The organism is Micromonospora sp. R311, assembly GCF_056780015.1.
The window spans coordinates 35169-57788 of the sequence record NZ_JBSWCE010000044.1 but is presented as its reverse complement, the minus strand read 5'-3'; the positions used below and the strand labels follow the sequence as shown (position 1 = coordinate 57788).

Genomic DNA, 22620 nt, shown 5'->3' with positions numbered 1-22620 from the left:
GACACCGGATCCCGACGGGCCTCGACCGCCAATCGAGTCGCACGCTCACGCAGCTCATCGTTGTACTTCTTCGGTGCGGGCATCGCTGGTGTTCCTCCCAGGTTTCGATGTCTCCATCAAACCCGGTGCGGAACAGGGCGAACCCGTCGTGCAGCGCGCCGGAGACGGTGTGGTGGGTCGGCAGGTCCGGGGTCCCGGGCGGGTAGCCGCTGACCGGGTCGGTGACGAACGCGCCCGCGCCGAGCAGGCCGACCGCCCAGACGCCGATCAGCAGCGGCCCCCAGGTCGCCGCCCGGCCCGGCCGGAGCGCCCGCCGCACCCCGATGGCGAAGGCCAGGGTGAGCAGGCCGCACAGCAGGAAGTTGGCGGTCTGGGTCCAGCCGTGCTCGCCGAGGGCCAGGGAGCTGACCGGGTGCCGCAACGGGTCGTATCCGTCGCGGGTGGCGCCCTCGATCAGGAACGCCAGGACGAACAGTGGGCCGGCGACGGCGCCGCAGCGCAGAAGTGCCTTCGTCGTCCGGCTGGGGCCCGGCGCCGGGGGTGTGGCCGGGGGGATGAGGGTGGTGGTGCTCATCGCGGGACTCCTCCTGGTCGGTCGACGACAGGGCGGCGCTGCCGGGCCGTGACCCTTGGCGGGGGACCGCCAGCCGGACCGGCAATGCGCCGTCCGCTGTCAGTCCTGTCAACTTACGTTGACAGGCTCGGCGCTGTCAACCATGGTTGACAGCAGACGGCCAACGCGAGCCCGGTCCGGCCACCGTGGAGCGCGCCGGGCAATTCGACGCCGGTGAGGTTCGGCGAGAATCCTGGGGGTCGCGCACCGCGACCACGACAGGAGCAGCATGAATCAGGTCAGCCGCCGCGCCCGTGACCTCGGGATCGTCGTTGGACCCCTCTCCACCGGGCGGTACAACGCGATCACCGACGTCGCCGGGATCCTGGTCGGGCACACCACCATCGACGACGGCGCCGACCTGCACACCGGGGTCACCGCCGTCGTGCCGAGCCAACTCGGCCCCGGACGGTGGACCCTGCCGGCCGCCGTCTACTCCGGGAACGGCCACGGGAAGCTGGTCGGCTCGACCCAGGTGGACGAACTCGGCGTACTGGAGTCGCCGGTCGTCCTGACCGCCACCCTGTCCGTGTTCCGGGCCGCGGACGCGCTGCTGGGCCACCTGATGGACCGCCGGCCGGACGGCCTGTCGTTCAACCCCCTGGTGGGCGAGACCAACGACGGCCACCTGTCGGACATCCGCCGCCGCCCGGTCACCGAGGAACACGTGCTCGCCGCGGTCACCGGGGCGTCCGGCGGGCCGCCGGCGGAGGGCTGCGTCGGGGCCGGCACCGGCACCACGGCCCTGGGCTTCAAGGCCGGCATCGGCACCTCGTCCAGGACGGTACGGGTGGCCGACCGTCCGGCGACGGTCGGCGCCCTCGTCCAGTCCAACTTCGGCGGAGTGCTGACCGCCCTCGGCGTCCCGCTGCCGGCCGACGAGCTGATCCCGGACGCCGACCGAGCCGAACCACCCGGCAACTCGTGCATGATCGTGGTGGCCACCGACGTGCCGCTGGACGCCCGACAGCTCGGCCGCCTCGCCCGGCGGGCGGTCTTCGCGATGGGTCGGGTCGGGGCCTCCTACAGCAACGCCAGCGGCGACTACGCCATCGCGTTCAGCACGGCGCGACCGGACGAGTTGCCGATCCCCGACGGGGAGATCAACCCGGTCTTCGCCGCCGTCCTGGACGCGGTCGAGGAAGCGCTGCTCAACTCGCTCTTCACCGCCGTCACCACCACCGGTGTGGGCGGTCGCACCAGCCACGCCGTGCCACACGGGGCGGTGCTCCGGCGGCTCTCGGCGGCCGGCCGGCTGGCGGCGCCGGCCTGACCCGGGACGGCCCCACGTGGACGCCGACCTAGAGCTGCCCGACCGCGGTGATCCGGACGACCGCCGCGCCCACCTCGTCCGACGCGGCGAGGTCGATCTCGGCGCTGATCCCCCAGTCGTGGTCGCCCTCGGGGTCGTCCAGGATCTGCCGCACGGTCCACCGCTCCCGGCCCTGCTCCATCATGAGCAGCGCGGGGCCGCGGGCGTCCGGCCCCACCCCGATCGAGTCGTACGCCTCGAAGTACGGCTCCAGCGCGTCCGCCCACGCGTCGGCGTCCCAGCCGTCGCCGGCGTCGAGTTCGCCGAGCAGGTCCCAGCGGCGCAGGGCGGCCAGCTCGACCCGGCGGAACAGCGCGTTGCGCACCAGCACCCGGAACGCCCGGGCGTTGCGGGTGACCGCGGGCGGCCGGTCGTCGAGGGCGGCGTGCGCCTCGGCGACCTCCGCCACGTCGGCGGGGTTGCGCAGCCGCTCCCACTCGTCGATGAGGCTGGAGTCGACCTGCCGGACCAGTTCGCCGAGCCACTCGATGAGGTCGACCAGCTCCTCGGTCTTGGCGTCCTCGGGCACGGTCTGCCGCAGCGTCTTGTACGCGTCGGCGAGGTAGCGCAGCACCAGGCCCTCGGAGCGGGTGAGGGAGTAGTACTGCACGTACTCGGTGAAGGTCATAGCCCGCTCGTACATGTCCCGGACGACGGACTTGGGGGAGAGCTGGTGGTCGGCGACCCAGGGGTGGCCCTGCCGGTACATCTCGTACGCCGACCCCAGCAGCTCCGCGAGGGGCTTGGGCCAGGTCACCTCGTCGAGCAGTTCCAGCCGGGCCTCGTACTCGATGCCCTCGGCCTTCATCGCGGCGACCGCCTCGCCGCGGGCCTTGAACTGCTGGGCGGAGAGCACCTGGCGCGGGTCGTCGAGGATCGACTCGATCACCGAGAGCACGTCGAGGGCGTACGACGGGGACTCCCGGTCCAGCAGCTCGATCGCGGCCAGGGCCAGCGGCGACAGCGGCTGGTTGAGCGCGAAGTCGAGCTGGAGGTCGACGGTGAGCCGGACCCGCCGCCCGGTCTCGTCCGGCTCGGGCAGTTCCTCGACCACCCCGCCGGCGCGCAGTGCCCGGTAGATGGCGATGGCCCGGCGGATGTGCCGGCGCTGGGCGGCCCGCTCCTCGTGGTTGTCGGTGAGCAGGTGCCGCATGGCGGCGAACGCGTCGCCGGGCCGCCCGATGACGTTCAGCAGCATCGAGTGGCTGACCTGGAAGCTGGAGGTGAGCGGCTCGGGCTCGGCCGCCACCAGGCGGTCGAAGGTGGGCTGGCCCCAGCCGATCGAGCCCTCCGGCGGCTTCTTCTTGACGACCTTGCGCCGCTTCTTCGGGTCGTCGCCGGCCTTGGCGAGGGCCTTCTCGTTATCGATCACGTGCTCGGGGGCCTGCACCACGACCCGGCCGACGGTGTCGAAGCCGGCCCGTCCGGCCCGGCCGGCGATCTGGTGGAACTCGCGGGCCTTGAGCAGCCGGGTGCGCGTCCCGTCGTACTTGCTCAGGCCGGTGAAGAGCACGGTGCGGATCGGCACGTTGATGCCCACGCCGAGGGTGTCGGTGCCGCAGATGACCTTGAGCAGCCCGGCCTGGGCGAGGGTCTCGACCAGCCGGCGGTACTTCGGCAGCATGCCGGCGTGGTGTACGCCGATGCCGTGCCGCACCAGCCGGGACAGCGTCTTGCCGAAGCCGGAGGTGAACCGGAAGTTTCCGATCGCGCTCGCGATCATGTCCTTCTCGGCGCGGGTGCAGACGTTGACGCTCATCAGCGCCTGGGCCCGCTCCAGCGCGGCGGCCTGGGTGAAGTGCACGACGTACACCGGGGCCTGCCTGGTCTCCAGCAGTTCCTCCAGGGTCTCGTGCAGCGGCGTCATCGCGTACGAGAAGAGCAGCGGGACCGGCCGCTCGGCGGAGCGGACGACGGCGGTCGGCCGCCCGGTGCGCCGGGTCAGGTCGTCCACGAAGCGGGTGGTGTCGCCGAGGGTGGCCGACATCAGCACGAACTGGGCCTGCGGCAGCTCGATCAGCGGCACCTGCCAGGCCCAGCCCCGGTCCGGCTCGGCGTAGAAGTGGAACTCGTCCATGATCACCTGGCCGACGTCGGCCCGGTCGCCCTCGCGCAGCGCGAGGTTGGCCAGGATCTCGGCGGTGCAGCAGATGATCGGGGCGTCGGCGTTCACGCTGGCGTCGCCGGTGAGCATGCCGACGTTGTCGGCGCCGAAGACCTCGCAGAGGGCGAAGAACTTCTCCGACACCAGCGCCTTGATCGGCGCGGTGTAGAAGGTCGTCCGGTCGTCGGCCAGGGCCGCGAAGTGCGCCGCGACGGCGACCAGGCTCTTGCCGGAGCCGGTCGGGGTGTTCATGATCACGTTGGCGCCGGAGACGATCTCGATGGCCGCCTCCTCCTGGTGGGGGTAGAGGTCGAGGCCGCGCTCCTTCGCCCAGCCGGCGAACGCGTCGTAGAGGGTGTCGGGGTCGGCGCTTGTCGGCAGCGCGGCGGTGAGCGTCATAGCGCGTCCATGGTGCCTGGATCATGGCCCCGCGCGCCAACCGGGCTCCGCGGCGACCGGTCCGGGCCCGTCGCGGAACGGCCCGACGGGACTCGGCGGCGGTTCGGGCGGACCGGCCCGGCCCGGTCGACCCGGGGGGTCAGCGGCGGCGGTGGACGAGGTCGAAGACCGGGCGACCGGCGGTGAGGGCCCGCCGCTCGAACTTGGTCACCGGGCGGTGCGCCGGGCGGGGCGCGTAGCCGTCGTGGGCGTTCACCAGCTCCGGGTCGGCGTCCAGCGTCTCCCGCATCGCCGCGGCGTACTCGGCCCAGTCGGTGGCGCAGTGCAGGGTGCCGCCCGGGGCCAGCCGGGAGCGCAGCAGCGCGACGTGCGCCGGCTGGATCAGCCGCCGCTTGTGGTGCCGGGCCTTCGGCCACGGGTCGGGGAAGAAGACGTGCACCGCGTCCAGCGCGCCGGCCGGCAGGGACCGGACCAGCTCCAACGCGTCGCCCTGGGCGACCCGCACGTTGCCCAACCCGTGCCGGCGGACCAGGTCCAGCAGGTTGGCGATTCCGGGCGTGTGCACCTCGACCGCCAGATAGTCTCGATCCGGGTCGGCAGCGGCCATCGCGGCGGTGGCGTCACCCATGCCGGATCCGATCTCGAGCACCAGCGGGGCCCGGCGCCCGAACACCTCGGCCGGGTCGACGGCCACCCGGCCGTCGTCCGGCACGCGCAGGCCGTACGCCGGCCAGAGCTGCTCCAGCGCCTCGCGCTGGCGGTCGGTCATCCGGCCGCGACGCGGGTGGAAGGTACGGATCGCCCGCGCCGCGGGCGGCGCGACGGTGGCGGGTTCGGAGTCGGTGGTGGTCACAGCGACCCGAGCGTACGCGACGGCCGCGCCGGATCGGATGTGATGTACGACCGGGGATGAGAGGATCCATCCCACACGGCAGGCCCGGGCGCCTCGGCTGTCCGGCACTGCCCCAGCGCGCCGGGAGGGGGCATCGTGTCAGTGACCCGCGCTGGTCTGGCGCTGTCGACGGCGGCCCTGCTCGCCGGCCCGCTGCTCGCCGCCGTCCCGGCCCAGGCCGCGGCCGCGCGGGTGGCCGCGCCCCAGCCCACCCCCGGCCCCACCGTCTTCGTCGAGGTGAGCCCGAGCACCGTCGAGCCCGGCTTCCTGGTCGGCATCCGGGCCAGCTGCCGGGACAATTCGATCCCCGCGATCGTCGTGTCGGACGCCTTCGGCCGGGTGCAGGTGCAGCCGCAACGCGGGCTGCTGACCGCGGCGCCGATGGTCCGGGAGCGCACCCGGCCCGGCAACTACCGGGTCAAGCTGGAGTGCCCGGACGGCGAGACCGCCTCGACCATGCTCCAGGTGGTCAAGGCGGTGAAGCCCAGTCGCGGCCCGGCGACCGGGTTCGGCGGCGGCGCCGGCGGGATGACCGGCGGCCTGCTGCTGCCCGGCGGGCTGGCGCTCACCGTGGTCGGCCTGGTCGTGTGGGTGCTGGCGCTGCGCCGGCCCCGTACCGTCCGTGGCGCCGCCCGACGCTGAGGGCTCCGGTCGTGACCACCGTCCGCACCTCGCCGCCGGCCTCCCGCCGGCCCGGCGGGCGCAGCCCGTGGTCGATCCCGGTGGCCGTGGTGCTGGTGCTGGTCGGTGTCTTCGCCACCGGGGCGGGGCTGGGCCGTTCGGTGGGCCCGCTGGACTGGGCGGCCGCCAGTGGGGACCGGCCGACCCGCAGCGATTCCGCCGGTCTGCGGGCGAGCCGCCCGGTGCGCCTCTCGGTGCCCGCGATCAAGGTCGCCGCGCCGGTGGCACCGGTCGGCCAGGCCCGGGACGGCTCGATCGGCGTACCCCCGCTGAGCCGGCACCACGAGACCGGCTGGTACGACCGCGGGCCGACCCCGGGCGAGCCCGGCCCGGCGGTCATCGTCGGGCACGTGGACACCAGGGACGGCCCGTCGGTCTTCTACGACCTGGGCAAGCTGCGCCCCGGCGACACGATCGAGGTCACCCGGGCCGACCGCTCGGTGGTGGTGTTCACCGTCGACTCGGTGGAGCGGTTCCCGAAGGACCGGCTGCCGGCCGACCGCATCTACGGCGACGACGGCCCGCCCGGGCTGCGGCTGATCACCTGCGGTGGCGAGTTCGTCGGCGGCCGTACCGGCTACACCGACAACGTCATCGCCTTCGCCTCCCTCACCACCTCCCGCACCCCCTGATCCCGCGTCCCTCTCCCGGCCGGCCTGTTGATCATGAGGTTGGCGGCACGCCGCGAGATCGACATCGCCGTCAACCTCATGATCAACGGGGGTGGGGAGCGGGGTGGGTCAGGGGACCTGTTGGATGACCTCGAACTCCAGGAGGGTGGCGCCGGCGGCGACCGGGGGGCGTTGGGGTTCACCGGGGGTGGGGGCGTGGGCGGCGCGGGCGGGGCCGGCGGCCCACGCCTGGTAGGCCTCCTCGGACTCCCACTTGGTGTAGACGAAGTAGCGGCTCTCCCCGGCGACCGGGCGGAGCAGCTCGAAGCCGAGGAAGCCGGGGGAGTTCTCCACCGCGCCGGCCCGGGCGGCGAACCGCTTCTCCAGCTCGGGACCGGCCCCGGCCGGCACCTCGATCGCGTTGATCTTCACGACTGCCATGCCGCCACCCTAACCAGCGGGCCGGCCCCGGTCAGAACGACTCGACGGCCGGCACCAGATCGGCGTCGACCACGATCGGAGCGTGGTCGGAGGGGCCCTTGCCCTTGCGCGCCTCCCGGTCCACGTACGCCGAGCGGACCGCCCGGGCGAACGGCGCCGAGGCGTACACCAGGTCGATCCGCATGCCCTTGTTCTGGTGGAACATCCCGGCCCGGTAGTCCCAGTAGGTGAAGGGGTGCGGCCCCTTCATCGGGGTCGGCACGATGTCGGCGAGGCCGAGGTCGCGCAGCTCCGCGAGGGCGGCCCGCTCGGCCGGGGTGACGTGGGTGGAGTGCCGGAACAGCGCCGGGTCCCAGACGTCGGCGTCGGTCGGGGCGACGTTGAAGTCGCCGCAGACGGCCAGCGGCAGCGCCCCGGTCAGCTCGGTCTCCAGGGCGTCCCGCAGCGCGGCGAACCAGGCCAGCTTGTACGCGTAGTGCGGATCGTCCGGCGACCGGCCGTTCGGCACGTACACCGACCAGACCCGCAGCCCGTCGCAGGTGGCCGAGATGGCCCGGGCCTCCGGCTCGGGGAAGCCCGGCTCGCCGGGGAACCCGACGGTCACGTCGGACAGGCCGACCCGGGACAGGACGGCCACCCCGTTCCACCGGCCGTCGCTGTGGCTGGCCACGGTGTAACCCAGCTCGCCCACCTCGGCCACCGGGAAGGCCCCGTCGGGGCACTTGGTCTCCTGCAGGCAGACCACGTCGGGGCCGGTGCCGGCCAGCCACTCCAGCAGCCGGGGCAGGCGGGCCTTCACCGAGTTCACGTTCCAGGTCGCCAGGCGCATGGCACCAGCCTGCCGTATCGGCGGCCGGCCCGCCGGGTCAGCCGCCCCGGGGTGTCGCGAGCCGCGGGCGGCTCCGGCCCCGCCCGGGGCGCCGCGAGCCGTGCCGGTCAGCCGGTCGGGTTGTCGCCCGGGCGGGTCTGCTCGGCCAGGAACCGTTCCAGCTCGGCGCCGAGTTCGTCGGCGGTGGGCAGCGGGCCGGTCTCGGCGGCGAGCAGGTTCTTCTCGCCGCGACCGCGGGCGAACGCGTCGTACTGCTCCTCCAGCGCCTGGACCAGCGCGGCGGCGTCCTCGGTCTGGGCGACCTGCCGGTCGATCTCGACCCGGACCACCTCGGCGGCGGACCGCAGCCCGTCGCGCGGCAGCAGCAGCCCGGTGCTGCGGGAGACCGAGGCGAGCAGCACCTCGGCGGCGGCCGGGTACTCGCTCTGGGCCACGTAGTGCGGCACGTGCGCGGCGAAGCCGAGCGCGTCGCGGCCCTGCTCGCCGAGGCGGTACTCCAGCAGGTGGCCGACGCTGCCCGGCACCTGCACCCGCTGCAACCACGGCTCGTAGCCGGCGATCAGGTCACGGCGGGTGGCGTGCGCGGTGACCCCGGTGGGCCGGGTGTGCGGCACGGCCATCGGGATCGAGTTCAGCCCCACGGTGAGCCGGACATCCAGCCGGGCGGAGAGCTCGGCGACGGCCGCCACGAAGCGCTCCCACTGCAGGTCCGGCTCGGGGCCGGTGAGCAGCAGGAAGGGGGTCTCGTCGTCGTCGTGGAGCAGGTGCAGCTCCAGCTTCGGCGTGTCGTACGACTCCCAGCGGTCCTCGACGAAGGTCATCATCGGCCGGCGGGAGCGGTAGTCGAAGACCTGGTCGACGTCGAACCGGGCGACCGGGCGGGACTCCAGCGAGGTGAGCAGCTGCTCACGGGCCAACCGGGTGGCGTTGCCGGCGTCGACGAAGCCGGTCAGGGCCTGGATCAGGACCGGCTGACCGAGGTCGGGCAGATCGTCGGTGAGCTCGTAGAGCTCGTGTGGGTCGAGCACCGGTGCGGACCTCCCTGGAATGTGCGTACGGGTCGCCGTTCGCGGACGGCACCCGGTTCGGGGAACGTACCCGCCATCCTGATGCATTCCTTCCCGAGCCGGTCGGGCGGCCGGCGGGTGGGCGGGATCGGGCGGTATCCGGCCATCTCGGCGCACGGCCGGCCAGCGATGGCCGTTCGGATGAATAGCCCTTCGGCTGTACGGGCGAGTTGGTGGATCATGGGGTGATCGCCGGACGATCGCGAGGTTTCCGCCCTCCGGCCGGGCCTTGCGGCGATCCGGAGGTCTGCCGGTTCCGCGAGGTGCGTGCCGGCTGTCGCCCGGCTCACCCCGCTCGTCCGGCCGTGGACGCCGATTCAGTGACGAGGGCCACATGATCACCGTGCGTGATCGGGGTTTCGGCCTGCCTAGCCTCGGTTGATGCGTGACGACGGCACCCTCGACCACCAGATCACCCCCGGTGACCTGATCGACCGTTCGGACGATACCCCTTCATCCGACCGGTGGACAGCTCTCCGTAGCTCGGGCACGTACGCCCGCAACCTGCTGCACGGACCGGTCCGGGCCCGGGTGGCGCTCGCCACCGGCGTGCTCTGCTGCCTCGGCCTGGCCACCTTCGCCCAGGTCCACGGGGAGGCCGCCGACGCGGCGACCCGGGTCGCCCCGCTCACCGCCCGCTCCGAGGTCGTCCAGCGGGCCGAGCAGGACCGGCCCTCCCGGGACGCGGACCGGACGCCCGCCACCTCGGCCGCGCCGGCCACCGACCCGGACACCAGCCCCCGACCCACCCGCAAGCCGAAGCCGGTCGACCCGGCCCCGGTCGCCGGTCTCACCGAGGCCCAGATGGAGAACGCCGAGGCGATCGTCCGGACCGGCCGGAAGATGGGAATGCCCCGCCGTGCGCTGGTGATCGCGGTGGCCACCGCGATGCAGGAGAGCAACCTCTACAACTACGCCAGCGGCGTGCTCCCCGAGTCGCAGGACTACCCGCACCAGGCCATCGGCTGGGACCACGACTCGGTCGGGCTGTTCCAGCAGCGCCCGAGCAGCGGCTGGGGCCCGGTCGGTCAGCTGATGGACCCCGAGTTCGCCACCCGGCAGTTCCTCTCCGCGCTCGAGGAGGTGCCCGGCTGGCAGCAGATGCGGCTGACCGACGCCGCCCAGGCCGTGCAGGTCTCCGCCTACCCCGAGCACTACGCCAAGCACGAGTGGCGGGCGAGCAAGGTCGTCGCGGCCATCGTCCCGGCCGGGAAGTAGTCTCCTCGCGACCACTGTGGACGGTGGCGGATCCGGCGGTCCGGGGTTCGCACCTTGTCGGCACGGGGTACACATGAGTGAGGCACCACCGACAGGAGGACGTCATGGCTCTGATGCAACGGATCAGCGCGTTCCTGCGCTCACCCAGAGGGCAGCAACTGGTCGAGCGGGGCCGCCGCGAGCTGGCCAAGCCGGCCAACCAGCAGAAGCTCCGGGGCCTGGCGGCCAAGCTCCAGAAGCGCCGCTGATCCGCCGTCTCCGCCCGCACCGACCCCTCGGGAGATGACGTGACCGATTCCGCGCCCGGCGACGGCCAGCTGCCCGTCACCCCGCAGCCGGTGGTGCCCGCCGCGCCGCAGGACGCCCCGGAGGCGCCGCCGGCCCGGCTCTGGGACCGGATGCGGGAGGACCCGCACTACGCCCCGGAGCACCTCGCCCTGGAGGCCGTCCGCCGGCTCGGCCCCGAGGCGGCGCAGTGGGCGGCACGGGCGCGGGCCGAGCAGCCCGGGGCGCCCGCCGAGGCGCTGGCCGACCAGGCGGTCCGCCGCTTCGTCAACCGGGCCCGGCTCTCCGGCGCGGTGAGCGGGGCGGCCGGCCTGCCCGGCGCGGTGCTCGACGTCGGTGTGCTGGCCTGGACCCAGGCCCGGATGGTGCTGCACATCGCCGCCGCGTACGGGGTCGACCCGGTGCACCCCGACCGGGCCACCGACCTGCTGGTGCTGCAGCGTGTGCACAAGGTCGCCGAGAGCGCCCGGCTGGCCCTGGGCGTGGCCGCCGGCCGGGAGCGGGCCGGTGCGCTGTTCGGCTCCGGCGGGCAGCACGCGCTCGGCAAGGTGATGCTGCGGCTGGGCGTACGGCTGGCCCAGATGGCCGGGGTGCGGGCCGCCAAGCGGGTCTTCGCCAAGGTGGTGCCGGGCGCCGCGATCATCCTCGGCACCTGGGCCAACTCGTCGGCCACCAAGGATCTCGCCGAGCGGTCCCAGGCCCTGTACCGCCAGTACCGCACCGGCGTACCCGAGCCGCGTCGGCCCTGACCGGCCGCGTCGAAGACCGGCCGGGCCGGACCACCGTCCCGGCCGCCCACCGCGCCGGGCCGCGACGGTCAGTCGGCCCGGCCCCAGGCCCCCCAGGTGACCTCGGCGAGCCGGCCCTGCCCGGCCGCGTTCGGGTGGAACCAGTCCAGCGGGTTGACCAGATCCAGGCCGAACCGCACCCGGTGCACCGCCCCGCCGTCGTACCGGCAGCGCGACCCGTACGCCCGGCAGGCCGCGGCGAGCTGGGCGTTGTACGCCGCGATCCGCTCCCGGACGGCGGCCCGCCGGGCCCGGTCGTCGGGGTCCTGCGAGGTGGGATCGGCCAGCAGCGCCGGGCAGACGCCCCGGTTCCAGGCCCGGACCGCCCGCGGATCGGTGTGCCCCACCTCCCAGAGCCGGTGCAGGTCCGGGACGCTCACCACCAGCACCCGCGCCTTCGGCCGGCCGGTGCGCAGCACCCGCAGCCCCCGGTCGACGTCCGCGCGGAACCGCGCCACCGGGGTCATCGCCTCGATCCCGCCCCGGCACACGTCGTTGGCCCCGACCAGCACGGTGACCCGGTCCGGGCGGTCGCGTACCGCCGCCTCGGCCTGGCCGGCCAGCGCCGCGGCGCGGGCTCCCGGCCGGGCGTGGTTGAAGGCCCGGCCCCGGATGCCCGGGTCGCGGTCCAGCAGCCGCCGGTAGTGGCTGTCCACCCGCAGCCCGTCCCCGGTCGACCAGGAGTTGCGCGCACAGGAGGTGAGCACCAGGCAGGAGCCGAAGCCGGTGCTGATCGAGTCGCCGAGCGCCGCGATCCCGCCGGCCCCCGGCGGGGCCCGGGTCGGCTCGGGCCCGGCCCGGCCCCCCTCGCAGGCGAGGGCGACCAGTGCCAGCAGGCAGGCGACGGCGGCGACCCAGCGTCGAGGCATGGCTTCCCCAGTCCGGCAGCGGAGAGCGACAGCCTGGTAACTCTATGCGTGTGGCGATGGCCGGGGGTCGGCTGCTGTCGGGTATGCGGCAGACGGTTGCCGCGTTCGCCCCGCAGGTGGTATCGACCCGGCGGTCAGCGCCGGGTACGCCACGGCGCCGGGTGGCCGTGCAACCACCAGTGCAGCGCCCGGGTGATCCGGGGCAGCACCAGGTAGGTCATCAACGGGGTCAGGCAGAGCGTCGTCAGCAGCACTCGCGCGGGCACCGGCACGTCGGCGATGAACCGGCCGGTCAGCAGCGTGGCGGCGAGGCTGAGCGGGAAGAACGCCAGCCAGATGGCCACCGCCTGCTTCCAGCGTGGCGGCGACGGCGACACGGTCGGCTCGACGCTGGCCGCCAACTCCTCGACGCTGCGCTCCCGGGGCGGGTCGAACCAGCCCTCGATGCCGGTGCGCCGCTCGGCCCGGGTGTGCTCGACGATGCCCTGCGCCGAGGTCAGCCACCAGCGCCGCTGCGGAGACTCCTCCCACCGGCGGAGCGTCTCGGAGTCGGCGAAGCGGTACAGCATGTGCCACTCCGGCGACCCGGGCCCGGTCTGCACCCAGCCGGCACCCAGGAAACCCGGGAACGCCTCGGCCAGCGCGGTGCCGGCCCGCATCCACGCCACCATCTCGCTGCTGCGGGCGGGGTCGACGCGCCGGGTCATGGCGACCGTCACCGGTGCCGCGTGGGTCGTGGTCATGCCCTCATCCTCCCCGGCCCGAGCGGTGCCGCCCCGATCGCGAGGCACGGCTGTAACGCACCCCACCGGCTCCCCGCAGGACCGGCGCCGATCGACGGCCGCCCGCCCTGGTTACCCGGTCCGGCGGCCGGATCACCGCCGGTTTTCGTCGGTGCCGGATGGTAGACCCGGCGCATGACGCACGACGAGATCCTCGTGCTCGGCGCCACCGGCACCACCGGGCGTCGAGTGGTACGCCGGCTGCGCGCCGCCGGCCGGCCCGTCCGCGCCGCCGGGCGCGGCGGCCCGGTCCGGTTCGACTGGTCGGCGCCGCGGACCTGGTCCACCGCCCTCTCCGGGGTCTCCCGGGTGTACCTGATGGCCCCGCACGAGCTGCCGGTCGACCCGGCCTTCGTCAGCCGCGCCGTCGAGCAGGGCGTGCGGCGGATCGTGCTGCTCTCCAGCCGGGCGATCGAGGCGATGGGCGACGAGCGGCTGCTGGCGGCCGAACGCAGCGTGCGCGAGTCGGGCGCGGAGTGGACGATCCTGCGGGCGGACTGGTTCGACCAGAACTTCGACGAGGGCGTGTTCCGGGAGGCGGTGCTCGCCGGCGAGGTGGCCGTGCCGGTCGGGCCGGCCCGGCAGGCGTTCGTGGACGCCGACGACATCGCCGCGGTCGCGGTGGCGGCGCTCACCGGGGACGGGCACGCCGGGCAGGTGCACGAGATCACCGGGCCCCGGGCACTGTCGTTCGCCGAGGCCACCGAGATCATCGGCCGGGCCGCCGGCCGCCCGGTGCGCCACCTCGGCGCGGCGGCGGACTACCGGGCGGTGATGGCGTCGTTCGGCGCACCGGCCGAGCAGACCGAGGCCGAGATCGCGGCGTTCGCCGCGCTGCGCGACCTCGGCGACGCCGAGCCGACCGACACCGTGCTCCGGGTCACCGGGCGCCCGCCGCGGGACTTCGAGGCGTACGCGGCGGAGGCGGCCGCCCGGGGCGCCTGGCGCGACTGAGCCCGCGCCAGGGCACCGGCACCCTCTCTCGGCGGCGCGGCGCCGGAGTCGCCCGGGTGCGCGCCGGGCCGTCCCGTCGGTTAGCCGCGCCGCTGCCGGGGTAGGTCGGAGGAATGACGAGAGCGCAGCCCCGACGCGCCCGTGGCACGGTCGGTCACGCCTACAGCGCGTTGAACCTCCGGCTCGTGCTCGCCGGCTTCGGCCTGGTGACCATGGCCGTCTTCGCCGTGCTGGCGTTCCGGGCCGACCTGGTCTGGCTGGGCGTCCTCTGCGTGGTCTTCGCGGTGGTCGCCGTCGTCGACATGGTCATCATCCAGCGCCGTCGCGCCGCCCGCCGCCGGGAGGAGCCGGGCGTGCGGCACTCACTCTTCGAGTGACAGGAGTACGAGATGCCCATCGCCACCACCAACCCCGCCACCGGGCAGCTGCTCAAGACGTTCGAGGCGATGTCCGACGAGGAGGTCGACGCCGCCATCGAGCGGGCCGACCTGGCCTTCCGGCAGCTGCGCGGCACGATGATCGAGACGCGGGGTCGGTGGCTGACCGCGGCGGCGGACCTGCTGGAGGCGGAGCGGGACGCGACGGCCCGGCTGATGACCACCGAGATGGGCAAGACGTACGCGGCGGCCAGGGCCGAGGTGACGAAGTGCGCCACCGCCTGCCGGTTCTACGCCGCCAACGCCGCCGCCTTCCTCGCCGACGAGCCGGCCGACGCCCCGGCGGTCAAGGCGACCCGGGCGTTCGTCCGCTACCAGCCGATCGGGCCGGTGCTGGCCGTGATGCCGTGGAACTTCCCGCTCTGGCAGGTGATGCGGTTCGCCGCCCCGGCGCTGATGGCCGGCAACACCGGCCTGCTCAAGCACGCCTCCAACGTGCCGCAGACCGCGCTGCTGATGGAGGACCTGTTCCGCCGCGCCGGTTTCCCCGAGGGCGCGTTCACCACCCTGCTGGTCGGCTCGGACGCCGTCGACCGGATCCTCAGCGATCCCCGGGTCCGCGCCGCGACGCTGACCGGCAGCGAGCGCGCCGGCCGCTCGATCGGCCAGATCGCCGGCCGGGAGCTGAAGAAGACCGTGCTGGAGCTCGGCGGCAGCGACCCGTTCGTGGTGATGCCCTCCGCCGACCTGGACCGGGCCGCCGAGGTGGCCACCACCGCCCGCTGCCAGAACAACGGGCAGTCCTGCATCGCCGCGAAGCGCTTCATCGTGCACACCGACGTCTTCGACGCGTTCGCCGAACGGTTCGCCGCGAACATGTCCGCGCTGCGCGTCGGCGACCCGATGGACGACCGCACCGATGTCGGGCCGCTGGCCAGCGAGGGCGGCCGGGACGAGATCCACGCCCAGGTCCGGGACGCCGTCGACCGGGGCGCGACGGTGCTCTGCGGCGGCGAGCCGCCGGCCGGGCCGGGCTGGTACTACCCGCCGACCGTGGTCACCGACCTGACCCCGGAGATGCGGATGTGGCGCGAGGAGGTGTTCGGCCCGGTTGCCGGCCTCTTCCGGGTGTCGTCCTACGACGAGGCGATCGAGGTGGCCAACGGGACCAACTTCGGGCTGGGCTCGAACGCCTGGACCCGGGACCCGGACGAGCAGGAACGGTTCGCCACCGATCTGGACGCCGGCAACGTCTTCGTCAACGGGATGACCACGTCCTTCCCCGAGTTGCCGTTCGGCGGGGTGAAGAACTCCGGCTACGGCCGGGAGCTGTCGGCGCTGGGGATGCGCGAGTTCTGCAACACCAAGACGGTCTGGGTGGGTGGCGAGGGCGCCGGCTCGGCCGGACCCGCCGGCGCGCACGCGGAGTAGCCGCCGCCGCGGCGCGGTCCGCCTCCGGTGATCCGGCCGGGGGAGCTTGGCCGGACCCGTGGCTGGGTACGGAACGACGTCATGACGGTGTTCGGCTTCCACGCGTCCCACGAACAGATCCATCCCCGCGCGCTGCTGGACGCGGTGATCCACGCGGAGCGGGCCGGCTTCGACGCCGCCATGTGCTCGGACCACTTCTCGCCGTGGAGCGCCCGGCAGGGCCAGTCCGGCTTCGCCTGGTCCTGGCTCGGTGCGGCGCTGCAGGCCACCACCCTGCCGTTCGGCGTGGTCAACGCGCCCGGCCAGCGCTACCACCCGGCCATCATCGCCCAGGCGATCGGCACCCTGGCCGCGATGTACCCCGGCCGGTTCTGGGCCGCGCTGGGCACCGGCGAGGCGAGCAACGAGCACATCACCGGCGACGGCTGGCCGCGCAAGGACGTCCGCAACGCCCGACTGCGCGAGTGCGTCGACGTGATCCGGGCGCTGCTGGCCGGCGAGGAGGTCAGCCACGACGGCCTGGTCCGGGTGGACCGGGCGCGGCTGTGGACCCGGCCCGAGCAGCCGCCGGCGCTGATCGGCGCGGCGGTGAGCGTGGCCACCGCCCGCTGGTGCGCCGAGTGGGCCGACGGGCTGATCACCGTCAACGCGCCGGTGCCGCACCTACGGCAGATGATCGACGCCTACCGGGAGGCCGGCGGCCGTGGCCCGCTGCACCTGCAGGTGCACGTGAGCTGGGCACCGGAGCAGGCCGAGGCCGAGCGGGTCGCGTACGACCAGTGGCGCAGCAACGTCTTCGCCCCGCCGGTCTGCTGGGACCTGGAGACCGCCGAGCACTTCGACGCGATCTCCGCGGACGTGCCGATGGCGAAGGTGGCGCAGGTGGTCAACGTCTCCGCCGACCTGGGCCGGCACGTCGGCTGGCTGGAGGAGTACCTGGCGCTCGGCTTCGACCAGATCGCCCTGCACCACGTCGGGCAGGAGCAGCGCGCCTTCGTCGACACGTTCGGCGCCGAGGTGCTGCCGAAGCTGCGCACCGCCCGATGATCCTCCCGAGGGGTGGGCGGCCCTAGGCTCGTACCCCATGGAGCCACTGTTCGAGGTCGTCGTCTTCCTCGCGATCGCGACCCTCGGCGCGGCGCTGGCCCGCAAGCTGGGCCTCCTCGCGCCGATCGTGCTGGTGGTGGTCGGCCTCGCGCTCTCCTACGTGCCGGGTCTGCCGCAGGTGCGGCTCGACCCGGAACTGGTCCTGGTCGGCATCCTGCCGCCGCTGCTCTACGTCGCGGCGCTCGAGACGTCGGTGCCGGCGTTCCGGCTCAACCTGCGACCGATCCTGCTGCTCGCCGTCGGGCTGGTGATCTTCACGGCGTTCGCGGTCGGGCTGGTCGTCCACCTGATGGTGCCGGCGGCGCCGTTCGCGGTCTGCCTGGCCCTCGGCGGGGTGGTCGCGCCGCCGGACGCGGTCGCCGCCACCGCGGTGGCCCGGCGGATCGGGCTGCCCCGCCGGGTGGTGACCCTCCTGGAGGGGGAGAGCCTGCTCAACGACGCCACCGCGCTGGTGCTGTTGCGGGTCGGCACGCTGGCCGCCGTCGGCGCGGCGGTCGGCGTCCCCGAGGTGGGGCTGGAGGTGCTCCGCTCCGCCGGCGGTGGGGTGCTGGTCGGTGCGCTCGGCGCGGTGCTCTTCGGGTTCCTGCACAAGCGGATCAGCGACCCGCTGCTGGACAACGCGCTGTCGCTGATCATCCCGTTCGCGGTGGTCTTCGTCGCCGAGACGATCCACGCCTCCGGCGTGGTCGCGGTGGTGGTGACCGGGCTGGCGCTCGGCCACCAGCTGCCGCGGCTGATGTCGGCGGCGTCCCGGCTCCAGGTCGGCGCGGTCTGGCGGCTGGTCCGGTTCCTGCTGGAGGGGTTGGTCTTCCTGCTGGTCGGGTTGCAGCTGCCGGAGGTGCTGCGCGACCTGGACGAGCCGGTCGGCTTCCTGGTCGCGGTCACCGCGGCGGTGCTGGCCACTGTCTTCCTGACCCGGTTCGTCTGGCTCTTCCCGGCCACCTATCTGGCCCGGCTGGTGCCCCGGGTCCGGCAGCGGGGGGCCGCGAAGTCGGTGGGCTACCCGATCGTGATCGGCTGGGCCGGGATGCGCGGGGTGGTGACCCTGGCCGCCGCGCTCGCCCTGCCGCTCACCGTGGCCGGCGACGAGCCCTACCCCCGGGCGCTCTTCATCTGGCTGGCCTTCGCGGTGATCGTGGTGACGCTGGTCGGTCAGGGCGCCACCCTGCCCATGGTGGCCCGCCGGCTGAAGCTGCCGCCGGACGACCCGGTGCAGGAGGCGCTCTCCGCTGCCGGCGTGCAGCAGCAGGCCAGCCGGGCCGCCCGGGCACGCCTGGACGCGCTCGCCGACACCGCGCCCGCTCCGGTCGTCGAGCGGCTGCGCCGGCTGCTCGACGACCGGACCAACATGGCCTGGGAGCGGTTGGGCGGCACCGCGCGGGAGACCCCGTCGCAGGCGTACGGTCGACTGCGGCAGGAGATGATCGACGCCGAGCGGGAGGTGTTCCGGGCCGCCCGGGACACCGGCCGGATCCCGGAGGAGGTGCTGGTGCGGGCCTATCGAGACCTGGACCTGGAGGAGTCGTTGCTGGGCCGGGAGGTGGGAGAAAGGTGAGCTGTACGCACCTGACCGAGGCGGGCACCGCCGAGCCGTCGACCACCGAGGTCTGCCCGGACTGCGTCGCCGTCGGCAACCCCGACTGGGTGCACCTGCGCGCCTGCCTGACCTGCGGGCACGTGGGCTGCTGCGACTCCTCGCCGCTGCGGCACGCGACGACCCACTTCGAGCAGAGCGGGCACCCGGTGATGCGCTCGGTCCAGCCGGGGGAGTCCTGGCGCTGGTGCTTCGTCGACGAGGAGATCGGCTGAGCGTCGCGGCCGGTCAGTCGAGCCGGCGGGCGAGCACCTGGCCGGGCCAGGGCGGACGGCCGGGACGGCGCACGGTGAACGGGTCGGTGGGCGTGAAGCCCTGCCGGGCGTACCAGCGGACCAGGGCGCCGTCCCCACCGGCGTAGCAGTCCACCCGGAGCAGGCCCAGTCCGCGCTCGCGGGCCAGCTCCGCGGCGTGCGCCAGCAGCCGGCCGCCGATCCCCAGCCCGGCGTGCGCCCGGTCGGTGACCAGCAGGTTGACGTACAGCTCGGGCTCGGTGGCCGGTGGCACGTACTCGGTGGCGGCGCCCACCACCAGTGCGCCCACCGGCTGCTCGCCGAGGACGGCCAGCCACAGCCCGCCGCCGGTGGCCCAGGCGTCGGCCTGCGCGACGCGCCGGGGATCGGTCGAGGCCGGCTCGGTGCCCCACTGGCCGGTCCGGCCCCGGGCCACCAGCCAGGCGGTGGCGTCGTCGAGCAGCCGCAGCACGGCCGGCGCGTCCGCCGGCCCGCCGGGGCGCAGGGTCAGGCTCCGCTGGTCGGTCATGACCGCCATGCTGCTACAGCGGCGCCGGTCGATGGCCTTGGCCCGCGTCCTGCCCGGGCACCGGGTCGCCGCACGGCACGACCCGACCATTGCTCGACCCTGGGGCCGGTCCGCGGGTAGGGTGCCCGGCGGGCGCAACGGTGATCATGGCCGTGCGGAAGGAGTGGGTGGATGCGCGACGTGGCGGTGCGGCGGGCGCGGCCCGAGGACGGGCCGGTGATCGCCCGGCTCGCCGGCGAGCTGGGTTACCAGGTCGAGGGGGAGGACGTCGGGCGGCGCGTGGCCGGGTTGCCGCCGGGGCACGTCGTGCTGGTCGCCGCCGACCCCGACCGGATGCTCGGCTGGTTGCACGCCTGCCGGACGACGAGCGTGCTGCACGGCGACCGGATGGAGATCGCCGGGCTCGTGGTCGCCGCCGACCAGCACGGCCGGGGCGTGGGCAGCGCCCTGGTCGCCGCCGCCGAGCGGTGGGCGCTCCAGGAGGGCGTCCACACCGTGCGGGTGCTCTCCGGCAGCGAGCGGCTCGCGGCGCACGGCTTCTACCGGGGGCGCGGCTACCGGGAGGTCAAGACCGAGCAGGCGTTCAGCAAGACCCTGCCGCTCGGCTGACGCGTCACCAGGGCCCCACCGACGTGGTGACCTCCGACCGGAGGCCACCACGTCCCGGCAGTGGCGCGGTCGCCCGCGCCGGGGCGCCTCAGCCGGCGGTGCAGGGTGCGCCGTTGACGGTGATCAGCCCGGGTGCCGGGTTGGCGCCGCCGCCGGTCACCGCGTTGAACCCGAAGGTCACCGTGCCGCCCGGGTTGATCCGGGCGTTGTACGACTCGTTCCGGGCGGTCACCGTGGCGCCGGCCTGGGTCACCCTGGCCAGCCACGCCTCGCGCACCTTCTGGTCGCCGGTGAACGCGAACCGGGCGGTCCAGCCCTGCACCGCCGTCGGGCCGGTGTTGCGGATGGTGACCTGGGCGGTGAAGCCGGCACCGCCGTGCCAGCTGCCGTAGTTGGTGTACGTGACCGCGCAGGTGGGCGCCGGCACCGCCCCGGCCTCGCCCTGGTCGGCCAGGAACGAGGCGATCCAGGCCAGCGCCGAGTTCCAGTTGATCGCCACCTCGTTTGTCGCGTACGAGTTGATGTCGTCGACGTAGCAGAACATCGGGGCGCAGCCGGCGAGCAGTTGCGCCGCGAAGGGATCCTCCAGGTTGGCGTTGGCGCCGCCGGCGATCGATCCGGCGGGCGGGTTGGGCAGCGCCGGGTCCAGCTGGTTGGCGAAGATCCGGCTGTGCTGGTTGCGGGCCGCCCGGTCGCCCCAGCCGGTCACGTACGAGATGTTGAGCGCGTTGCGGCCGAGGATGTAGTCCATCGCCTGCACCGCGCCGTCCCGGTACCGGGCGTCCCGGGTCAGGTCGTACGCGGTGGCCAGCACCACCGCGTTGTTGATGATGTTGCTGTTCGCGCCCCAGAAGTAGCTGCCCCGGTCGCCCGGCATGGGCAGCCCGTACGCCTGGCCGCCCAAGGTCGCCAGGTATCGGTCGGCGGCGGCGGTCACCGAGGCGCGCACCCGCGCCAGGTCGGCGGCGGGCAGCCCGTTCGGCACGGTGGCCAGGTCGAGCCGGCCGAGCGCGGCGGTGCTGGCCCAGCCGAAGCCCTGGGCCCCGAAGACCTCGCCGGTGTGGTGCGGGGACGCGGTCAGGTCGGCCAGGTAGGCCTGCTCGCCGGTGGTCAGGTACAGCTCCACCGCGGCCCAGTAGAACTCGTCGCTGACGTCGGCGTCGCTGTAGGCGCCGCCCCCGTTGCCGTCCTGCGGGTCGGCGTAGCGGCTGGGGTTGGCCTCGGCGGCCGCGTACGCCGTCCGGGCCGCGGTGGCGCAAAGGGCGGCGAAGGCCGCGTCGTACGGGGCGTAGAGCCGGGCGCACTGGGCGGCCGTGGCGGCCAGGTTGAGGGTGGCCGCGGTGGACGGCGGGTGCAGCTCGCGGGGCTGGGCGTCCTCGTGCGGCAGCAGCGGCAGCCCGGTCCAGTTCCGGTCGTGCACCTTGTGGTGGGCCATTCCGGCGAGCGGCTCGCCGGCCGGCACCTGCATGCGCAGCAGGAACTCCAGCTCCCAGCGGGCCTCGTCGAGGATGTCCGGCACGCCGTTGCCGCGCTCGGGCACCCGCAGGCTGCCGTCGCCGAGCGCCGCGCCGCCGGCCGCGGTGGGCGCGGTCTTGGTCCGCTCGAAGGTGTTCAGCAGCTGGTAGGTGGCGATGCCGCCGTTGACCACGTACTTGCCGTGGTCGCCGGCGTCGTACCAGCCGCCGCGCACGTCCAGCCGGTGGTCGCAGACGCCGGGCTGGCAGGGCACGTCGGTGTCGCCCTGGTTGGGGGCGACGCCCAGGTGCCCGGCCGGGCGGGCGTACTCGGGGCCGATCAGGTCGCCGTCGATGGCGATGCCGCTGCGCTGGGCGTAGAAGAACTGGAGCGAGTCGGCGCGCAGCCGGTCGTAGAGGGTGCCGGAGATGTCGAACGGGTGGCTGGTCTCGCCGTCGACGGTCAGGGTCAACCCGGCGCCCGGGGTGCGGTACGCGGAGAAGTCGAGGGTCTGCACCTGCTGCCCGGAGGCGGCGTCCAGCCCGCGCGGGGTGGTGCTGCCGGTGGCCAGCACGGCGCCGGCGGCGGAGCGCAGTTCCCAGGGCAGCGGGTCGCTCGCCCCGGTCACCACGGTGGCGTGCTTGGGCCCGCCGGGCAGGTAGCCGACCTGGTTGACCCGCACCCGCGGGCCGGTGTCCGGCTCGTACGGCGCGGGCGGCTCGCCACCGCGCAGCGACACGTCGTCCAGGCAGACGGTCTGCTCGTCGGCGCTGCCGCCCACCTGGAAGATCAGCTGGGCGCTCGGGTTGTCGGCCGGCGCCGTGAAGGTCTTCTCGACCCGCTGGGCGGTGCCGGTGGCGGTGGCGGTCACGCTGGCGTACGTGGTGTAGGGGGCGCTGCCCAGTTGCAGCACCGCGGTGACCGCGCTGCCGGGGGTGGCGGCGACGTCGAAGCCGAGGGTGTACTCGGCGCCGGCGAGCAGCGGCACCCCGTCCTGACCGATGCCGGCGTCCCACGGGTTGGCCAGCCCGGCCGGGACGGTGGCGCAGAGCCGCCCGTCGGTCACCGCGAGCGGGCCGGTGCCGTAGGAGAACCAGGGGGAGACACCGGCGCTGAAGTCGCCGTTGTCGATCTGCTCGGGGGCGTCGGGCGGGGGATCGGCGTGGGCCGCGCCGGCGCTGGCGCCGGTCAGGGCCAGGGTGGTGGCCGCGGCGAGCAACGCGAGGCGGCGTCGGGATGGCGTCACGGGGTGTCCTTCCGGGACGGCGGGGACGGAGATGCGACGGTGGTGGCGACCTGGGAGCGCTCCCAGTCATCGGCTCGATGTTTCCAGCGTCCGGCCGCCGTGTCAATCGATCCTGTTTGATGGCGCACCGGTCCCCCCGGCAGTGAGATTCGCCGCGCCACGCCCGGCCGTCCTGATCTCCTAGAGACAACTGC

At 74.4% G+C, this 22620-nt stretch carries 23 protein-coding genes; 13 read left to right on the top strand and 10 right to left on the bottom strand.

Annotation, left to right across the window (positions count from 1 at the left end; all coding sequences use genetic code 11):
* Window positions 1–574: DUF998 domain-containing protein (locus AC1WTP_RS29575; protein ID WP_481652524.1), on the bottom strand; the 574-nt coding region annotated here is incomplete at its 3' end.
* A gap of 268 nt (window positions 575–842) precedes the next feature.
* Between AC1WTP_RS29575 and AC1WTP_RS29570 the strand changes: the two genes are divergently transcribed.
* A complete protein-coding gene (locus AC1WTP_RS29570; protein ID WP_481652523.1) occupies window positions 843–1886 on the top strand; it encodes a P1 family peptidase in 1044 nt (347 codons plus the stop codon).
* Between the two features lie 28 nt (window positions 1887–1914).
* Here AC1WTP_RS29570 and AC1WTP_RS29565 read toward each other — a convergent pair whose 3' ends face one another.
* Both AC1WTP_RS29565 and trmB read right to left on the bottom strand, forming a co-directional pair.
* Window positions 1915–4428: a DEAD/DEAH box helicase gene (locus AC1WTP_RS29565; protein ID WP_481652522.1), complete on the bottom strand. Its 2514-nt coding sequence runs from the start codon at window positions 4426–4428 to the stop codon at window positions 1915–1917.
* Between the two features lie 139 nt (window positions 4429–4567).
* Window positions 4568–5281: a tRNA (guanosine(46)-N7)-methyltransferase TrmB gene (trmB, locus tag AC1WTP_RS29560; protein WP_481652521.1), complete on the bottom strand. Its 714-nt coding sequence runs from the start codon at window positions 5279–5281 to the stop codon at window positions 4568–4570.
* A 132-nt stretch (window positions 5282–5413) separates the two neighbouring features.
* On the opposite strand from trmB, the gene AC1WTP_RS29555 reads away from it, so the two are divergent.
* Window positions 5414–5962 (top strand): hypothetical protein, encoded by a 549-nt coding sequence (locus tag AC1WTP_RS29555; protein WP_481652527.1) that lies wholly within the window; start codon window positions 5414–5416, stop codon window positions 5960–5962.
* Between the two features lie 11 nt (window positions 5963–5973).
* Window positions 5974–6633, top strand: a complete 660-nt coding sequence (locus AC1WTP_RS29550) for a class F sortase (protein WP_481652520.1) — start codon at window positions 5974–5976, stop codon at window positions 6631–6633.
* A 108-nt stretch (window positions 6634–6741) separates the two neighbouring features.
* Here the strand turns inward: AC1WTP_RS29550 and AC1WTP_RS29545 are convergent, their stop codons facing one another.
* The 3 genes from AC1WTP_RS29545 to AC1WTP_RS29535 form a co-directional block, all read right to left on the bottom strand.
* Window positions 6742–7053, bottom strand: coding sequence for an antibiotic biosynthesis monooxygenase family protein (locus AC1WTP_RS29545; protein ID WP_481652519.1), 312 nt, complete (start codon window positions 7051–7053; stop codon window positions 6742–6744).
* 31 nt (window positions 7054–7084) lie between these two features.
* Entirely contained in the window at window positions 7085–7882 is a 798-nt protein-coding gene (locus AC1WTP_RS29540) for an exodeoxyribonuclease III (protein ID WP_481652518.1), read from the bottom strand.
* Window positions 7883–7989: 107 nt separating this feature from the next.
* Window positions 7990–8910 carry a proteasome assembly chaperone family protein gene (locus tag AC1WTP_RS29535; protein ID WP_481652517.1) on the bottom strand — a complete coding sequence of 307 codons (921 nt, stop codon included), beginning with the start codon at window positions 8908–8910 and terminating at the stop codon, window positions 7990–7992.
* 420 nt (window positions 8911–9330) lie between these two features.
* Between AC1WTP_RS29535 and AC1WTP_RS29530 the strand changes: the two genes are divergently transcribed.
* From AC1WTP_RS29530 to AC1WTP_RS29520, 3 genes are all read left to right on the top strand, one after another.
* A complete protein-coding gene (locus tag AC1WTP_RS29530) occupies window positions 9331–10167 on the top strand; it encodes a peptidase M23 (RefSeq protein ID WP_481652516.1) in 837 nt (278 codons plus the stop codon).
* A gap of 104 nt (window positions 10168–10271) precedes the next feature.
* Window positions 10272–10415, top strand: a complete 144-nt coding sequence (locus AC1WTP_RS29525) for a hypothetical protein (protein ID WP_481652515.1) — start codon at window positions 10272–10274, stop codon at window positions 10413–10415.
* 39 nt (window positions 10416–10454) lie between these two features.
* Window positions 10455–11201 carry an EcsC family protein gene (locus tag AC1WTP_RS29520; RefSeq protein ID WP_481652514.1) on the top strand — a complete coding sequence of 249 codons (747 nt, stop codon included), beginning with the start codon at window positions 10455–10457 and terminating at the stop codon, window positions 11199–11201.
* A gap of 68 nt (window positions 11202–11269) precedes the next feature.
* Here AC1WTP_RS29520 and AC1WTP_RS29515 read toward each other — a convergent pair whose 3' ends face one another.
* Both AC1WTP_RS29515 and AC1WTP_RS29510 read right to left on the bottom strand, forming a co-directional pair.
* Window positions 11270–12109: a GDSL-type esterase/lipase family protein gene (locus tag AC1WTP_RS29515; protein WP_481652513.1), complete on the bottom strand. Its 840-nt coding sequence runs from the start codon at window positions 12107–12109 to the stop codon at window positions 11270–11272.
* 134 nt (window positions 12110–12243) lie between these two features.
* Complete coding sequence (locus AC1WTP_RS29510) at window positions 12244–12852, bottom strand: antibiotic biosynthesis monooxygenase (RefSeq protein WP_481652512.1); 609 nt, start codon at window positions 12850–12852, stop codon at window positions 12244–12246.
* A gap of 174 nt (window positions 12853–13026) precedes the next feature.
* Between AC1WTP_RS29510 and AC1WTP_RS29505 the strand changes: the two genes are divergently transcribed.
* The 6 genes from AC1WTP_RS29505 (at window position 13027) to AC1WTP_RS29480 (ending at window position 18569) form a co-directional block, all read left to right on the top strand.
* On the top strand, window positions 13027–13845 hold the full coding sequence (locus AC1WTP_RS29505; RefSeq protein WP_481652511.1) for an NmrA family NAD(P)-binding protein: 819 nt from the start codon (window positions 13027–13029) through the stop codon (window positions 13843–13845).
* A gap of 113 nt (window positions 13846–13958) precedes the next feature.
* Window positions 13959–14222: a DUF6343 family protein gene (locus AC1WTP_RS29500; protein ID WP_447140534.1), complete on the top strand. Its 264-nt coding sequence runs from the start codon at window positions 13959–13961 to the stop codon at window positions 14220–14222.
* A gap of 12 nt (window positions 14223–14234) precedes the next feature.
* Window positions 14235–15653 (top strand): NADP-dependent succinic semialdehyde dehydrogenase, encoded by a 1419-nt coding sequence (locus AC1WTP_RS29495; protein WP_481652510.1) that lies wholly within the window; start codon window positions 14235–14237, stop codon window positions 15651–15653.
* Window positions 15654–15734: 81 nt separating this feature from the next.
* The gene (locus tag AC1WTP_RS29490; protein ID WP_481652509.1) at window positions 15735–16700 is read left to right on the top strand and encodes a TIGR03885 family FMN-dependent LLM class oxidoreductase; all 966 of its coding nucleotides are present in this window, start codon (window positions 15735–15737) and stop codon (window positions 16698–16700) included.
* Between the two features lie 37 nt (window positions 16701–16737).
* Window positions 16738–18315, top strand: coding sequence for a Na+/H+ antiporter (locus AC1WTP_RS29485; RefSeq protein WP_481652508.1), 1578 nt, complete (start codon window positions 16738–16740; stop codon window positions 18313–18315).
* Complete coding sequence (locus AC1WTP_RS29480; protein ID WP_447140530.1) at window positions 18312–18569, top strand: UBP-type zinc finger domain-containing protein; 258 nt, start codon at window positions 18312–18314, stop codon at window positions 18567–18569. Before AC1WTP_RS29485 ends, AC1WTP_RS29480 begins: the two co-directional genes overlap by 4 nt.
* Window positions 18570–18582: 13 nt before the next feature.
* Here AC1WTP_RS29480 and AC1WTP_RS29475 read toward each other — a convergent pair whose 3' ends face one another.
* Window positions 18583–19116 (bottom strand): GNAT family N-acetyltransferase, encoded by a 534-nt coding sequence (locus tag AC1WTP_RS29475; protein WP_481652507.1) that lies wholly within the window; start codon window positions 19114–19116, stop codon window positions 18583–18585.
* 171 nt (window positions 19117–19287) lie between these two features.
* Here AC1WTP_RS29475 and AC1WTP_RS29470 point away from each other — a divergent pair, with 171 nt between their 5' ends.
* Window positions 19288–19725, top strand: a complete 438-nt coding sequence (locus tag AC1WTP_RS29470; protein WP_481652506.1) for an N-acetyltransferase family protein — start codon at window positions 19288–19290, stop codon at window positions 19723–19725.
* 88 nt (window positions 19726–19813) lie between these two features.
* On the opposite strand, the gene AC1WTP_RS29465 is transcribed toward AC1WTP_RS29470, so the two are convergent.
* Window positions 19814–22426 (bottom strand): glycoside hydrolase family 9 protein, encoded by a 2613-nt coding sequence (locus tag AC1WTP_RS29465; RefSeq protein ID WP_481652505.1) that lies wholly within the window; start codon window positions 22424–22426, stop codon window positions 19814–19816.
* Window positions 22427–22620: the final 194 nt, after the last annotated feature.

Bases quoted from the DNA above. Each gene is read 5' to 3' on its own strand.
- AC1WTP_RS29500 (WP_447140534.1), top strand. From the start codon at position 13,959: ATGACGAGAGCGCAGCCCCGACGCGCCCGTGGCACGGTCGGTCACGCC.
- AC1WTP_RS29495 (WP_481652510.1), top strand. From the start codon at position 14,235: ATGCCCATCGCCACCACCAACCCCGCCACCGGGCAGCTGCTCAAGACG.
- AC1WTP_RS29505 (WP_481652511.1), top strand. From the start codon at position 13,027: ATGACGCACGACGAGATCCTCGTGCTCGGCGCCACCGGCACCACCGGG.
- AC1WTP_RS29540 (WP_481652518.1), bottom strand. From the start codon at position 7,882: ATGCGCCTGGCGACCTGGAACGTGAACTCGGTGAAGGCCCGCCTGCCC.
- AC1WTP_RS29570 (WP_481652523.1), top strand. From the start codon at position 843: ATGAATCAGGTCAGCCGCCGCGCCCGTGACCTCGGGATCGTCGTTGGA.
- AC1WTP_RS29510 (WP_481652512.1), bottom strand. From the start codon at position 12,852: ATGACCACGACCCACGCGGCACCGGTGACGGTCGCCATGACCCGGCGC.
- AC1WTP_RS29525 (WP_481652515.1), top strand. From the start codon at position 10,272: ATGGCTCTGATGCAACGGATCAGCGCGTTCCTGCGCTCACCCAGAGGG.
- AC1WTP_RS29545 (WP_481652519.1), bottom strand. From the start codon at position 7,053: ATGGCAGTCGTGAAGATCAACGCGATCGAGGTGCCGGCCGGGGCCGGT.
- AC1WTP_RS29515 (WP_481652513.1), bottom strand. From the start codon at position 12,109: ATGCCTCGACGCTGGGTCGCCGCCGTCGCCTGCCTGCTGGCACTGGTC.
- AC1WTP_RS29470 (WP_481652506.1), top strand. From the start codon at position 19,288: ATGCGCGACGTGGCGGTGCGGCGGGCGCGGCCCGAGGACGGGCCGGTG.
- AC1WTP_RS29565 (WP_481652522.1), bottom strand. From the start codon at position 4,428: ATGACGCTCACCGCCGCGCTGCCGACAAGCGCCGACCCCGACACCCTC.
- AC1WTP_RS29490 (WP_481652509.1), top strand. From the start codon at position 15,735: ATGACGGTGTTCGGCTTCCACGCGTCCCACGAACAGATCCATCCCCGC.
- AC1WTP_RS29475 (WP_481652507.1), bottom strand. From the start codon at position 19,116: ATGACCGACCAGCGGAGCCTGACCCTGCGCCCCGGCGGGCCGGCGGAC.
- AC1WTP_RS29530 (WP_481652516.1), top strand. From the start codon at position 9,331: ATGCGTGACGACGGCACCCTCGACCACCAGATCACCCCCGGTGACCTG.
- AC1WTP_RS29485 (WP_481652508.1), top strand. From the start codon at position 16,738: ATGGAGCCACTGTTCGAGGTCGTCGTCTTCCTCGCGATCGCGACCCTC.